The sequence below is a fragment of the Duganella sp. AC237 genome (assembly GCF_979254035.1).
Genome location: NZ_CEEDEW010000003.1, coordinates 4,512,985 through 4,526,612, shown reverse-complemented (window position 1 = coordinate 4,526,612; position 13,628 = coordinate 4,512,985). Strand labels below are relative to the sequence as shown.

General features: G+C 62.2%; 11 protein-coding genes. 9 read left to right on the top strand and 2 right to left on the bottom strand.

Annotated elements, in window-relative coordinates; translation table 11 throughout:
* The first annotated feature begins 122 nt into the window (after positions 1-122).
* A complete protein-coding gene (locus tag AC0IYS_RS20050; RefSeq protein ID WP_471706834.1) occupies positions 123-1,292 on the top strand; it encodes a 4-hydroxybenzoate 3-monooxygenase in 1,170 nt (389 codons plus the stop codon).
* A 223-nt stretch (positions 1,293-1,515) separates the two neighbouring features.
* The gene (locus AC0IYS_RS20045; RefSeq protein ID WP_471708911.1) at positions 1,516-2,226 is read left to right on the top strand and encodes a Crp/Fnr family transcriptional regulator; all 711 of its coding nucleotides are present in this window, start codon (positions 1,516-1,518) and stop codon (positions 2,224-2,226) included.
* Positions 2,227-2,262: 36 nt separating this feature from the next.
* On the opposite strand, the gene AC0IYS_RS20040 is transcribed toward AC0IYS_RS20045, so the two are convergent.
* Positions 2,263-2,457 (bottom strand): hypothetical protein, encoded by a 195-nt coding sequence (locus AC0IYS_RS20040; protein ID WP_143067886.1) that lies wholly within the window; start codon positions 2,455-2,457, stop codon positions 2,263-2,265.
* 171 nt (positions 2,458-2,628) lie between these two features.
* On the opposite strand from AC0IYS_RS20040, the gene AC0IYS_RS20035 reads away from it, so the two are divergent.
* Genes AC0IYS_RS20035 through AC0IYS_RS20025 form a run of 3 tightly spaced genes read left to right on the top strand, consistent with a single transcriptional unit; the run spans position 2,629 to position 6,660 of the window.
* Positions 2,629-4,905 (top strand): TonB-dependent receptor, encoded by a 2,277-nt coding sequence (locus tag AC0IYS_RS20035; protein WP_471706833.1) that lies wholly within the window; start codon positions 2,629-2,631, stop codon positions 4,903-4,905.
* Positions 4,905-5,867 carry a fatty acid desaturase gene (locus tag AC0IYS_RS20030; RefSeq protein ID WP_471706832.1) on the top strand — a complete coding sequence of 321 codons (963 nt, stop codon included), beginning with the start codon at positions 4,905-4,907 and terminating at the stop codon, positions 5,865-5,867. The genes AC0IYS_RS20035 and AC0IYS_RS20030 overlap by 1 nt, the downstream gene beginning before the upstream one ends.
* A 4-nt stretch (positions 5,868-5,871) precedes the next feature.
* On the top strand, positions 5,872-6,660 hold the full coding sequence (locus AC0IYS_RS20025; protein ID WP_471706831.1) for a phosphate/phosphite/phosphonate ABC transporter substrate-binding protein: 789 nt from the start codon (positions 5,872-5,874) through the stop codon (positions 6,658-6,660).
* A 200-nt stretch (positions 6,661-6,860) separates the two neighbouring features.
* Here the strand turns inward: AC0IYS_RS20025 and AC0IYS_RS20020 are convergent, their stop codons facing one another.
* Positions 6,861-7,826: an aliphatic sulfonate ABC transporter substrate-binding protein gene (locus tag AC0IYS_RS20020; protein ID WP_471706830.1), complete on the bottom strand. Its 966-nt coding sequence runs from the start codon at positions 7,824-7,826 to the stop codon at positions 6,861-6,863.
* Positions 7,827-8,066: 240 nt separating this feature from the next.
* Between AC0IYS_RS20020 and AC0IYS_RS20015 the strand changes: the two genes are divergently transcribed.
* Genes AC0IYS_RS20015 through AC0IYS_RS20000 form a run of 4 tightly spaced genes read left to right on the top strand, consistent with a single transcriptional unit; the run spans position 8,067 to position 13,544 of the window.
* A complete protein-coding gene (locus tag AC0IYS_RS20015; protein ID WP_471706829.1) occupies positions 8,067-9,629 on the top strand; it encodes a flavin monoamine oxidase family protein in 1,563 nt (520 codons plus the stop codon).
* A 27-nt stretch (positions 9,630-9,656) separates the two neighbouring features.
* Positions 9,657-10,157: a RidA family protein gene (locus AC0IYS_RS20010; RefSeq protein WP_471706828.1), complete on the top strand. Its 501-nt coding sequence runs from the start codon at positions 9,657-9,659 to the stop codon at positions 10,155-10,157.
* A gap of 28 nt (positions 10,158-10,185) precedes the next feature.
* Positions 10,186-12,573 (top strand): TonB-dependent receptor plug domain-containing protein, encoded by a 2,388-nt coding sequence (locus tag AC0IYS_RS20005; protein WP_471706827.1) that lies wholly within the window; start codon positions 10,186-10,188, stop codon positions 12,571-12,573.
* Positions 12,574-12,617: 44 nt separating this feature from the next.
* Positions 12,618-13,544, top strand: coding sequence for a LysR family transcriptional regulator (locus AC0IYS_RS20000; protein ID WP_471706826.1), 927 nt, complete (start codon positions 12,618-12,620; stop codon positions 13,542-13,544).
* Positions 13,545-13,628 lie beyond the last annotated feature (84 nt).

Here is a 13,628-nt window from a genome sequence, read left to right as displayed (position 1 = left end):
GCTATTTGTACAAATAGTACAAGTTTTATGCCGTTTCATCCATTTTTTTTGGGAGCTGGCGGCGCTACGATGGCGTCAGTGATTTGATCAATAAGTCAAACGTACACACATCGGAGACAACCATGCGTACCCAAGTAGCCATCATCGGCGCCGGCCCGGCCGGCCTGCTGTTATCCCATTTGCTGCACCTCGACGGCATCGAATCGATCATCGTCGAAACCCGCTCCCGCGCCGACATCGAGGCGACCATCCGCGCCGGCGTGCTGGAACAGGGCACGATGGATATCCTGAACGATTCCGGTGTCGGAGAGCGCATGCGCAGCGAGGGCGCGCTGCACGAAGGCTTCGAACTGGCTTTCGGCGGCAAACGTCACCGCATCGACCTGATGGGATTGACCGGTAAGGCCATCACGGTCTACCCTCAGCATGAGGTCATCAAGGACCTGGTGGCGGCGCGCCTGGCCGCCGATGGCCAGATCTTCTTCGAGGTGAGCGAGGTCGCGCTGCACGGCGTCGATACGCTGACACCATCCGTGACCTTCGTGCACAAAGGTGAGGCGCGCTCGATCGAGGCCGACTTCGTCATCGGTTGCGATGGCTATCATGGCGTCAGCCGCCCTGCGATGCCGGAGCAGGAGCAGCGCAAGAACTTCCAGCGTATATATCCATTCGGCTGGTTCGGCATCCTGGTCGAGTCGGCGCCATCGTCCGAGGAATTGATCTACGCGCAGCACGAGCGCGGCTACGCCCTTGTAAGTACGCGCTCGCCGACGGTGCAACGCCTGTACTTCCAGTGCGATCCTTCCGATAATGTCGACAACTGGTCGGACGACCAGATCTGGGCGGAGCTGCACGCGCGCCTGGAGAACCACGACGGCTGGAAGCTCAACGAGGGCAAGATCTTCCAGAAAAATATCATCGGCATGCGAAGCTTCGTATCGACGCCGATGCAATCGGGCCGCTTGTTCCTGGCCGGCGATTCGGCGCACATCGTGCCGCCGACAGGCGCCAAGGGCATGAACCTGGCCATCTCCGACGTCAAGCTGCTGGCGCGGGGCCTGGAGCAGTTCTATAAAAAGGGCAGCGAAGAGCGCCTCGCAAGCTACAGCGACGATGCGCTCAAGCGCATTTGGCGCGCCGAGTATTTTTCGTGGACGATGACGCGGCTGCTGCACACCTTCGCCGAGGCGACGCCGTTCGAGCGCGAAATGCAGCGCGCGGAGCTGGAGAATATCGTGACCTCGCGCGCGATGGCGACGGCGCTGGCGGAGAACTACGTCGGGGCGTTTTGAAGCCGGGTAGGAATACAAGAGAGACCGCGTAGGACTGGGATGACAAAGTGCTATGTTCCTAGCCTACATAAGGCTCCTACGCGCTCCTATGAGCTAGCGCACATAGCGGAGATATAGTGTATCCATCAGGTCGGCAACGATCTACCGGAATAAAACACACTATAAGAGGCTCGCCATGCAACAAGCTACTCACACCACCGCTACCGGCAACGCAGTACTGGCAATGCACGCTGTTACCCCTGCCGCTGCGCCGTCGCCCGCCATCAGCATCATCGGCGCACAGCAGAATGAACTGCTGCGGGCCCTGTCGCGTGAGGAACTGGTTAGCTTGTTCGACCACCTGGAGCTGGTGCCCCTGACCGCCGGCAAACACCTGTTCGACTTCGGCGACAAAATGGAATACGCCTTCTTCCCGACCAATGCCATCGTCTCGCTGCAGTATGTGACGGAAGACGGCGGCGCGACCGAGATCGCGGTTGTAGGCCGCGAAGGTGTGGTCGGCGTGTCGATGTACGAAACCGAACGCGCAAATTGTTCGGCAGTGGTGCAGAGCGCCGGTTACGGCTATCGCATCAAATCGGCCGTGCTGCGCGAAGCCTTCTTCAGCGGCGGCGCACTGGCGCAGCAACTGATGCGCCATACCAGCGCGCTGTTCGCCCAACTGGCGCAAACGGTGGCCGGTGTCCGTCACGGCAGCATCGAGCAGCGCCTGTGCCGCTGGTTGCTGGAGCGTCTGGACCGCTCCACTTCCAACGAACTGAAAGTGACGCAGGAGATGATCGCCAATATGCTGGGCGTGCGCCGTGAGAGCATCACCTGCTCGGCCGGCAAACTGCAGGAAGAAGGCTTGATCGAATACCGTCGCGGCACCGTCACGGTTCTGGACCGCAGCGGCATGGAACGTCGTGCCGGCGGTTGCTACGTCGCCGCGTAACATGTCCTCAACCAGTACCTCCCCGCTTCAAACCTCTTAGTGCAGGTACCTCGGCGCATGCTGGAGTTGATCCAGCTTGCGCTGCACCAGGCAGTACCAAGCCATCGCCCATTTGGACGCCAGCATCGATTCCTCCACCGTCGGCGCGGACATGGTCCGCTGAACCGCCATCATCTGGCGATGTAGGGCGCGCGCGGCGGGCGTGTGTTTGGGGGCTTTTGAAGTATCCATGGGTCTTATTGTGGCCTCGTCCCACAACTCCGGCTGTGCGGTGTACCACGTTGGCGCACAGCTACTTTCTTTTCCAATTTTCTTCTAAGCAAGCGCGTTTATCTTCCTTTCCCAGTCTTTTCCGGGTCTATATACTGTTTTCTCATGGTATAGGCTGCTTAATAAGGAAAAATGATGGGGAAGAGGGATTTTCGGGTCGCTGTCGTGTTGTCGGCTGGCGTCATTGCCGGCGCTCAGGCGCAGACCGCAACGCCTCCGCAGGACGGCGACCGGATAGAAAAAGTGGAGGTCACCGCGACGCGTTCGGCCAGCGCGGTCGATGTGCAGCAGGTGCCGGCGGCGATCACCGTGCTCAAACCGGACAATCTGATCAAATATGGTCTCGGCGGCCTGACCGATATCGCCAGCCTGGTGCCGGCGATGTCGGTGCAGGAGCAGGGACCGGGTATCAACAACATCACGATGCGCGGGTTGGTTGTGCGCGGCATCGTCCCTTCCGAAGTGCAGGACGCGTCGCTGGTCGCGGTGTACATCGACGACATGCCGGTGACGCTGAAGTCATCCAATCCGGACCTGAAGGTGCTGGACCTGGAGCGCATCGAGGTGCTGCAAGGCCCGCAGGGTACCCTGTTCGGCGCCGGCGCGATGGCGGGCGCGGTCCGCCAGATCACCCAGAAACCCGATTTGACCGATTTATTCGGCTCGGTGGAGGCGGTCGGCTCCAGCACATCCAAATTTGGTGGTGGAAATCACAACCTGCGCGGCATGGTCAACCTGCCGCTGAAAAACGATGTGCTGGGACTTCGTCTGACTGCCTACACGGGCGACGACTCGGGCTACATCCGCAACCAATACAACGGCGCCGTCACCAACGCTGTCTCCACCAACCAGGGACGGGCGGCGCTGCGCTTGAAGGCTTCGCGCGATCTGGTGATCGACGCCAGCGTCACCGCGTCCAACGTCAAGGCGGGTGTCAACGACGCTTACGGCGATCTGGCGCCGTATACCACCTTCGCGCTGATCCCGCAGACCAGCAACGACAAACTGCAGTTGTATAACGTCGGCGTCAACTACGATTTGGGCGGCGCGCAGTTGGTCTCCTCGACTTCCTACCTGCATCGCGACACGCTGTACGTGACATCGGCGCAGTATCCGGCGACGGCGTTTATCTTCGGCGGACAAAATCCGCTGATGCAGGCCGCCTACACGATCGGCAACAAGGTCGAGGACTTCGCGCAGGAGTTCCGCGTCAATTCCAAGGGTGAAGGCCCGTTCAAGTGGACCGCCGGCGCCTTCTTCGAGAAGGGCAAGCGCAATACGCTGCAGGACGAGCCGACCGTCGGTTTCGATGCGCGCTACGCCGAGACCCGCAATTTCCCCGGCTATAACTCGCAGACCAACGAACTGGCTTTCAATCCGGACGATTTCTTCTCTGGCGCGCAAAACACCAAATCGCGCCAGGCCGCGCTGTTCGCCGAAGCGACGTACACCGTTTGGGAAAAGCTGGACCTGACGGCCGGCGTGCGGCTGTTCCGCGGCACGCAGGACTTCGATCTGCGTTTCAGCGGCTTGTTCGGCAATCTGGTCGGCGCCACGCCGGCCGCGCCGGTCGGGCAGCCGACCCTCAGCAACAGCAGCGCGACGTCGAAAGGCGCCAATCCGCGTTTCGTCGCCGCCTACCGTCTCGATCCGGATCACACGCTTTACGCCTCGGCGGGCAAGGGCTTCCGCTATGGCGGCAACAACCAGCCGGTGCCTTTCAACTTCTGCGGCATCAACGCGCCAACCACGTTCGAACCTGACAGTCTGTGGAACTACGAGGTCGGCTCGAAAAACACGCTGCTGAATCATCGTATGACGTTCAACGCCAGCGCCTATGTGATCGAATGGAAGGACGTGCAGGTGTTCAACCGCCTGCCTTGCACTTACTACTTCACGCAAAACGCCGGCAAGATCCGCAGCGAAGGACTGGAACTGGAAACCGCCTTCAAGCTGACGCGCCGCGCATCGGTGGGATTGAGTGCCGCCTACAACCACGCCTACGCTACGCGGACTGTCGTCACCGGCATCGCAGCCCAGAACATCCCCGAAGGCAGCCGCGTTCCGTATGCGCCGCGCCTGTCGGCCACCGCCACCGCCAGCTACAGCATTCCGGTGCGCGGCACGGACGAAGTGGGCGTCTCCGCCAGCTACGCGTATCGCGGCGACGCCTACACCAACTTCGCGCCGGAGCAGGGAAGTTATGCGCGCATTCCGTCGTCGAACACGGTCAACGCCACGGTGACGTACAAGACCGGCGCCTACGAGGTTGGCCTGTTCGGCACCAACCTGACCAATGGCGCCAAGGTGAGCGACGTGGTACCCAACACCATCGCCATCCAGCCTGGTAATCTGGTGTACATGGCGCGTCCCCGCACCGTGGGACTTCGCGTTAAAGCGAGATTCTGATGCTGAAGCAGCGGCCCTCCGAGTATATGGATGCGCATCAGCGCGGCGAGGTCGCTGCGGAACGGGGTCGCTTGCTTTGGCTGGGCGAGTGGCCGACGTGGGTGCTGATCGCCGTTATCCACGGCGGCTGGCTGCTGACGCTTGCATATTGGCGTGAGATCGGTACCGTGCCCGCGACGTTGCTGATGATTTGGTGGTGTGCGTGGTACATGTCGCTGCAGCACGAACTGATACACGGCCATCCCACCCGCTGGCCGGCGGTGAACCGCCTGTTCGGCTATCTGCCGCTGGCGGTGTGGTACCCATATGGCCTTTATCGCGACAGCCATCTGCGCCACCATAACGACTTTCACTTGACGATGCCTGCGCTGGACACCGAGAGCAACTACGTCGCACCGGCGCGGTGGGCGGAAATGAATAAGCCCTTACGCGCGCTGCACTGGTTTAACAAGACTTTTTGGGGACGCATGCTGGTCGGTCCGGCGCTGGCCGTCACCGGCGCCTGGGTCGAGGCGGTGCGCGAACCGCTGCGGGGCGAATGGCGCAATGTGCCGATGTGGCTGACCCATGTCGCCGTGCTGGCGGCGATGTTGTGGTGGGTGCGGTCGGCCTTCGGCGTCGAGCCTTTGTATTATCTGCTGGCGATCTCTTATCCGGCGCAATCGTTGGCGATGGTGCGTTCCTACTATGAGCACCGGCCGGCGGCGGATCACAAACAGCGCATCGTGCTCAACGAAGCCGGTTTCGTTTGGCGGGTGCTTTTCCTGAACAATAATCTGCACCTGGTCCATCACGACCTGCCTTCGGTGCCGTGGTATCTGCTGCCGCGCGTCTACAGGGCGCGGCGGCTGGCTTACAATACGCGTAGTGGCGGTTTTCATGTCCAGGGCTATGGACGGTTGATGCGCCGTCTCGGTTTCGGCGCGATCGACGCGCCGGTTCATCCCCATATGCCGGATTAGTCAAATGACCTGGATTGCCGCTCTGCCGATGTACAACGTCTCCGAGCGGCTCGGGCAGGCATATGAGGCTTTTCTGGTTGCGTTGGCGGAGGAAGCCGGGCAGGCGGTTTCGCTGGAATCGCCTTCGGACCTGCTGGCGTTTTGGCGGCGGCGGGATCTGTTGCTTAGCCAGACTTGCGGTTATCCCTATATGACCCAGTTGCGGGGCAAGGTGACATTGGTCGCCACGCCCTGCTACGATTTCGCCGGGTGCTCCGGTAGCGATTATTCGAGCGTCATCGTGGTGCGCGAGGGTGCGGAGGTCGATGTGCTGACCGATGCGGTCGGGCTGGTCGCGGCGATCAATGATTCGAGTTCCAATAGCGGGATGAATGTGCTTCGCCATGCGGTGGCGCCGCTGGCGCGGGGCGGGCGGTTCTTCGGTAAGGTGATTCAGTCGGGGAGCCATGCCGCCAGCGTGCGCATGGTGCGCCAGGGCGCGGCCGATATCGCGGCGGTGGACTGCGTCACGTGGGGGTATCTGGCGCGGGAGGATTCAGGGGCGGTGAGGGGGCTGAAGGTGCTACGGCATTCGGTGGCGTCGCCGGGGTTGCCGTTGATCGCGGGTGGTGGGGTGGAGGAGGCGTTGGTGTTGCGGCTGCGCGGGTCATTGTTGCGGCCGAGTGTGCGGGTGCGGGAGTTGATGGAGGTGTTGAGTATCAGCGGCTTCGAGTATCGTGACGACGCCGATTACGCGCGGATTCTCCAGCTTCGAACGGAGGCCGAGACGGCGGGTTATCCGGGAATCACGTAGGGCGGATCAGCGTAGCGTAATCCGCCAATGCATGCTCAGTCGGCGGCTCATAGATGGCGGATTACGGCTGCGCCTCTTAAGGCCTACCGGCAGGTAGGCCGCCTCCTTCGGCGGGCCCCCGGGGCGGATTGGCGGGCCTAACCCGCTAATCCGCCCTACGTGTCTCCGTGGTTGATCAAACGTTCAGGTGCACGGGTGCTTTACTTCGTGCCGCGCCACAGCGGCACCGCTGTCGCATCCAGCTTGCGCGGCAGCAGGCCCTCGCCGTAAAACGCGTCGGCGATGCGCTGCTGCTCGCCCAGCGCGTCCTTCTGCACCAGCCGCACATCATAGCTGCGCCGGCTATTGGCCAGTTCCACCGTCTTCGCATCCAAGCCCCACGCCGGCGCCAGCAACTCCGCCGCCTCCTTCGGCGATTGCTTGACCCATTTGCCGGTCTTGCGCAAAGCTTCAAAAACTACCGCCAGCACGTCCGAACGCGCCTCCGCATAGCTGCTCGACGCCAGGTAATAGCGCTGATAGTCGGCGATGTTGCGGCCATCCGCCAAAATCTTCACCGGCGACTGGCGCTGCACACCAGCCAGATACGGGTCCCAGGTCACCCAGGCCGCAACACTGCCACGCTCGAACGCCGCGCGGCCATCGGCCGGCGTCAGGTAAGCCGGTTCTATGTCCTTGAATCGCAATCCCGCCTTGTCCAGCGCCGCGATCAGCAGGTAGTGGCTGCCCGCCGCCTTGGTCAGTGCGATCTTCTTCCCCTTCAAATCCGCGACGGTCGCATACGGCGCGTCGGCGCGCACCACGATCGCCTGCGCGGACGGCGACGGCGCCTCCTGCGCGAAATAGGTCAGCTGCGCGCCGGCAGCCTGCGCGAATACCGGCACCGTATCCGCGACGTCGGCGCTTAAATCCACGCCGCCGACATTGAGCGCTTCCAGTAGCGGCAGGCCGCTGGAGAACTCGTGCCAACTGACCTTGACGCCCAGCGGCGCGAGATCCTGTTCCAGTTGGCCGCGTACTTTGAGGATGGTGAGCAGGGTGGACGACTTCTGATAGCCGATGCGCAGCGTCGATGGTTTTTGCGCCAACGCCGGCAAGGAAGCCAGCGGTAGCAAGGATGTCAATGCAAACAGGGATAGCACGATACGGCGGCGCGGGGTGAACATGAAGACTCCGGAAGTTGGTTATCTTTCGATTGTAGGTCGCGTGTCACGGTCCCCGGAACGAATGGTTTCGCGTTTGGATATAGCGTCGGCACATATCGCCCACGTAAATACATTATTCTCAAAATTCATATTTGAATATGATAAACAATTAGTTTCTACATAATTATCCGCGTCATAAGATCGCTCCAACTTGACCAATTCGTGGAGCTACTAATGACAATATCGCGTCGGAACTTCCTCATGCAGCTTGCTGCGACCAGCGGCTACGCCGCAGCCACCGCCGCCATGACGACCCTGGGTTTAGGTGTGCCGTCGATCGCGGTAGCCGGCCAAACCACCGGTTTGCAACTGGCTCCCGGTTCGGGAAAGGGCTTGCGCGTGCTGGTGCTGGGCGCAGGCATCGCCGGCCTGGTGTCGGCCTACGAGCTGCGCAAGGCTGGCTATGAGGTGCAGGTGGTGGAGGCGCGCGAGCGCGTCGGCGGTCGTAACTGGACCATACGCAACGGCACCCGCATCGAGTACGAAGACGGCACCACGCAGACCGCCGAATTTGAGCCGGACCACTATTTCAACGCGGGGCCGGCGCGTTTGCCCAGCCATCATCAGACCATCCTGGGCTACTGCCGCGAGTTCGGTGTCGAGTTGGAGGCGGAGGTCAACACCAGCCGCAGCGCCTATTTTCTGCCGGATCCTGCCAAGGGCGGCCAGCCGATCCAGCTGCGCCGCGCCATCAATGATGCGCGCGGCCATATCTCCGAGCTGCTTGCCAAGTCGGTCAATCGCGGCGCGCTCGATCAGGAGCTGAGCGTTGACGACCGTGCGCGCCTGGTCGAATTCTTGAAGGTTTATGGCGACCTGACCCTAAAGTCGGAGTTCAAGGGTACCGAGCGTTCCGGCTACAAGGTCTTTCCGGGATCGGCGGAGCAGGTGGGCGAACGCCAGGAACCGTTGTCGCTGGAGGCCTTGCTCGACCCCGACCTCTGGACGTCGTTGATTTTCGACGAGCTGCTGATCTTCCAGCCGACGATGCTGCAACCGGTCGGCGGCATGGACCGCATCCCCCACGCCTTCTACGAGCGGCTGAAGGATGTGGTGCGGCTGAATACAGAGGTCAAGGCCATCCGCAACAAACCGGCGGGCGTCGATGTGACGGTGCGCGACCGCGCCAGCGGCACGGTGCAGGTGCTGTCGGCCGATTTCGCTGTCACGACTTTCCCTTTGCCGGTGCTGGCGCTGGTCGACACCAATTTCTCGCCGGAGGTGAAAGCCGCGATCTCCGGCGTTCACTACGACACCGCCAGCAAGATCGCCTGGCAGTCGCGCCGCTTCTGGGAGACGGAGACCAATATCTATGGCGGCATCTCCATCGTCAAGCACGAAACGGCGCTGATCTGGTATCCCAGCGGCGGTTTTCACAAGGCCACCGGCGTGCTGGTTGGCTGCTACAACATCGGCCAGGCCGCGCGCGACTTCACCGCCAAATCCCTGGCGGCGCAATTTGCGTCCTCTCGCGGCGTCATCGACCGCGTGCATCCGGGACGCGGCGCCGAACTGCAACGTCCAGTCAGTGTGGCCTGGCACAAGGTGCCTTACAGCCTTGGGTCGTGGGTGCACTGGGCCACGCCTGCGGAGAAGGAATACACGTTACTGAATAAGCCGGAGGGGCGCGTCCACTTCGCCGGCGAGTACCTGAGCCAGATCGGCGCGTGGCAGGAGGGCGCCGCACTGTCGGCCCACCATGCCATTGCCGCCATCGCACACCGCGTCGCCACCGGCGCTACCGTCGCCAAGCGCGCCGTCTGATTTCTTTTTACATCGAGAGAGCACACCATGAAAACCACCGCTAAAGTATTGTTCGCAAGCCTGTTCTTGTCCACCGTCGCCGCCCAGGCGCAGCAGATCAAGCGCACGCCCATCCCCAATTCCAATTTCCCCATCTCGGTCGCCGTCACTGTGCCGGCCAACGCGGAAACCATCTATTTCAGCGGCGTGCTGCCCGATGTCGCCGACGCCACCGCGCCGAAAGGAACGCCGGCCGCCTATGGCAGTACCGAGACGCAGACCGCGTCGGTGCTGCGCAAGCTGCAGTCCGCGCTCGCGGCCGAAGGGTTGTCTTTCGGCGATGTCGTCTCGCTGCGGGTGTTCTTGGTGGGCGATCCGAAGCTGGATAACAAGCTTGATTTCAGCGGGCTGAATACCGCCTTCGGCCAGTTCTTTGGTACGGCCGCGCAGCCGGCCAAACCGGCCCGCACCGCCTTGCAGGTCGCAGCGCTGCCGCTGCCCGGCGCCTTGGTGGAGATCGACCTGATCGCCGCCCGCGTCAAGCCATAACTTATATTTCCTTCAGGAGCTGAACCGCATGAATCAACCATCATCGATCCGACCACGTCTTCTTCCCTTAGCATTGGCAATCTCGCTGTTGTGCGCAGCCGCGTCGCCCGCGATGGCCGCCGAAGCCGAACCCGAAGCGGCGACGCTGGCCGCCGCCGTCGTGCAGGACGTCGTCGTCACCGGCACCCGCGACCTTCAACGCTCGGCCGGTGAAAGTCTCAGTCCCATCGATGTGATCAGCGCCAAGGATTTGCAGCGCACCGGCCAGACCGATTTACGCGACGCGCTGGTCAAGCTGCTGCCGTCGATCAACCGGCTGGCGCAGACCGGCGACGCCGCTAACCTGACCAGCGCACTGACCTTGCGCGGGCTCAGTCCCAATCACGTTCTGCTGCTGGTGAATGGCAAGCGCCGTCACACTTCTGCCAACATTACTGCCGATGCAGGCTCGCAGCAGGGCGCCACGCCGGTCGACATCGACCTGATACCGGTCAGCGCCGTCGACCATATCGAGGTGCTGCGCGACGGCGCGGCGGCGCAATACGGGTCCGACGCCATCGCCGGCGTGATTAACGTCATACTCAAGTCGTCGAGCCAGGGCGGAAGCCTGACCGCCACCACCGGCGAATACTACAAGCACGACGGCTTCACGCTGGGCGGCGCGGCCGATATCGGCCTGCCGCTCGGCGCGGACGGTTTCCTGCATCTGAGTGCGGAATACCGACGGCATGAGCACAGCATGCGCAGCGGCGCCGACGAGCGAACCGGAACTTTTGTCAACCGTACGCTCGGCGACCCGCAGATCCGCCGCGAATCGTTCGGCGCCAACGCGGGTATCGTGGTCAGCAAGGATGTCGAGTTGTACGCGTTCGGTACCGCCGCCCATCGCACAGGCGGCAGCTATCAGAACTACCGGTTGCCATCGCGGCTGCCGCAGGTGCATCCCAACGGCTTCAGCCCCATCGAAACCAGCAACGAGACCGATGCCGCGCTGACCGCCGGTATCAAAGGTACCGACTTGGCGGGGTGGCGCTGGGACCTGAGCGCCAGCTACGGCATCGACAACGTCAAAATCAACATGGTCGATTCCGCCAATACCGATTTGTACGCCGCCACCGGGGTCACGCCCACCAGCTTCCATCTGGCGCAGTACAAGAATATCCAGCAAAGCGCGAATGCGGATCTGGCGCGCTCGCTGGACACCGGTTTGCTGCCTTCGTCGTTGAGCGTGGCGCTGGGCGCCGAGTTCCGCCGGGAGACTTACGAGGTGGGGGCGGGCGACGAGGCTTCTTACTTCGGCAGCGGCTCGCAGGCTTTACCAGGCCTCTCCCCGGTCAGCGCCGGTAAGCATTCGCGCAATATCGGCGCCGCCTATGTCGATTTCTCGACCAAGTTGACGAGCCAGTGGGAGGCCGAACTGGCTGGCCGCTATGAGCACTACAGCGATGCCGGCAGCACCCGCAACGCCAAGGTCTCGACGCGCTATGAGTTCAGTCCGCGCTTCGCGGTGCGGGGTACCGCCAGCACCGGCTTCCGCGCGCCGTCGCTGGCACAGGCGAATTACACCAGCCTCGCCGTCTCGCCCACCACCGCCGGCGGCCAGCTGGCCGTCAATTCGGAGGCGGCCCGCAAACTGGGCGCCCTGGCGCTGCGGCCGGAGAAGTCGCGCAGCTTCAATCTGGGCCTGGTCGCTGAGCCGATAGAGAATCTGCATGTGACGGTGGATGCCTATCGTATCCTGATCCGCGACCGGATCGTCCAGGGTGGCACCTACACCGGCCAGGCGGCGATCGATGCACTCACGGCAGCCGGCATCAGCTTGCCGGCCGGCCTGTCTTCGGTCAGTGCCAGCTACTACGCGAACGGTGTCGACACGCGCACGCAGGGGCTTGATTTTGTCGCGGGCTACCCCACCAACCTGGGAACCCTGGGCCGCGTCGACTGGGACTTCAGCGCCAACATCAACACGAGCAAGGTCACCAAGGTTGCCAACGACGGCAACGGACAGACCCTGCTCAACGCCCAGCAAGTCGGTTACCTGACCACTGCCACGCCCAAGAACAAGCTGATTATCGGCGGCGTCTGGACGCTGGACGACTGGAGCGTCAGCCTGCACGCCACTCGTTACGGCAAGACCGCCACCGAAGCGACTTTCTATTCGGGACCGAATATCTACTCGACGACGGTGTTCAACCACATAGAGAACAAGCCGAAGACGCTGACCGATCTGGAATTGCGCTACGCGGTGACGAAAAAGCTGCAAGTGGCCGCCGGCGCGACCAACCTGTTCGACGTCTATCCGACAAGGGTGCCGGCCATCAGCCGGTATCTGGGCGTGTATCAGTACGATACGGCGGCCGCGCAGATACCGTTCAATGGCGGCTATTACTATGTCAGGGCAAACTACAAGTTCTGATTAGGAGGTAATATGGCGTCTGTTTTTGCAGGGTTTAATTCGACATGAAAATAGATGACATCAGTGCGTTCATGGCGGTGGTGCGCAGCCAGTCGGTCAGCGCCGCCGCCGAAACGCTGGGGCTGACGCAGTCGGCGATCACGCGCCGCGTGCAGAACCTGGAGCAGGAGCTGGGCGTGGAACTGCTCGACCGCAGCGTCAAGCCGCCCAAACCTAGCCTGATGGGCAAGCAGGTGTTCGAGCAGTGCGGAAAAGTGCTGCTGGAAGTCGACCGCCTGCGCGACCTGGTGCAGATGGACCAGGCGCCCACCGGCGTATTCCGCATCGGTGTCATTCAAACCATCGGCGACGTGGTGCTGCTCGATACGCTGCAAAATTTGAACCGCACCTTCGACGGCTTGCATACGGAGGTGACGTCGGGCTGGGGTTCGCAGCTGGTCGAGCGGGTCGCCAACGCGGAGATCGACGCCGCCGTGGCGCTGTTCCCGGCCACGAAAGTGCTGCCCGAAGGGCTGCGCGGGCGCACGCTTGGCCGAATTGAGCTGGTGATCGTCGCGCAGAAGGGCGCCATGCCCAAGCGCAGTTACAAGCTGCGCGACATTTTCAGTACCGGCTGGGTGCTCAATCCGGACGGTTGCGGCTTCCGCGCCGGGCTGGCGCGCGCATTGATGGAGCAGGGGCTGTCGTTCAAGATCAATCTCGAGACCTTCGGCACCGACCTCCAACTGGGCTTGGCCGCCAGCGGACTGGGACTGGGACTGATGCCGCGTCCCATACTGGAGCGCAGCCGCCACCGCGCGCAGCTCGATATCGTCAACGTGGTGGACTTCAAACCGGTGCTGGATATCTGGCTGGTGCAGCCTTTGCAGCCAGGCCCAGTGCAACATGCGATTGATTTCTTCGCGCAGGCGGTGCAGCACGCGTTCGCCGAAGCGCCGCTGAAGGCGGTGCCCAAGGTGGCTTCCCGCTAGTTTGTAATTATTCCTGAAAATCATATATCAATAGTCGAAACAATTAGTTTTGACATAATCATTTGCTACCTATACTAGTTTCAA

Bases quoted from the DNA above. Each gene is read 5' to 3' on its own strand.
- AC0IYS_RS20050 (WP_471706834.1), top strand. From the start codon at position 123: ATGCGTACCCAAGTAGCCATCATCGGCGCCGGCCCGGCCGGCCTGCTG.
- AC0IYS_RS20045 (WP_471708911.1), top strand. From the start codon at position 1,516: ATGCACGCTGTTACCCCTGCCGCTGCGCCGTCGCCCGCCATCAGCATC.
- AC0IYS_RS20040 (WP_143067886.1), bottom strand. From the start codon at position 2,457: ATGGATACTTCAAAAGCCCCCAAACACACGCCCGCCGCGCGCGCCCTA.
- AC0IYS_RS20035 (WP_471706833.1), top strand. From the start codon at position 2,629: ATGATGGGGAAGAGGGATTTTCGGGTCGCTGTCGTGTTGTCGGCTGGC.
- AC0IYS_RS20030 (WP_471706832.1), top strand. From the start codon at position 4,905: ATGCTGAAGCAGCGGCCCTCCGAGTATATGGATGCGCATCAGCGCGGC.
- AC0IYS_RS20025 (WP_471706831.1), top strand. From the start codon at position 5,872: ATGACCTGGATTGCCGCTCTGCCGATGTACAACGTCTCCGAGCGGCTC.
- AC0IYS_RS20020 (WP_471706830.1), bottom strand. From the start codon at position 7,826: ATGTTCACCCCGCGCCGCCGTATCGTGCTATCCCTGTTTGCATTGACA.
- AC0IYS_RS20015 (WP_471706829.1), top strand. From the start codon at position 8,067: ATGCAGCTTGCTGCGACCAGCGGCTACGCCGCAGCCACCGCCGCCATG.
- AC0IYS_RS20010 (WP_471706828.1), top strand. From the start codon at position 9,657: ATGAAAACCACCGCTAAAGTATTGTTCGCAAGCCTGTTCTTGTCCACC.
- AC0IYS_RS20005 (WP_471706827.1), top strand. From the start codon at position 10,186: ATGAATCAACCATCATCGATCCGACCACGTCTTCTTCCCTTAGCATTG.
- AC0IYS_RS20000 (WP_471706826.1), top strand. From the start codon at position 12,618: ATGAAAATAGATGACATCAGTGCGTTCATGGCGGTGGTGCGCAGCCAG.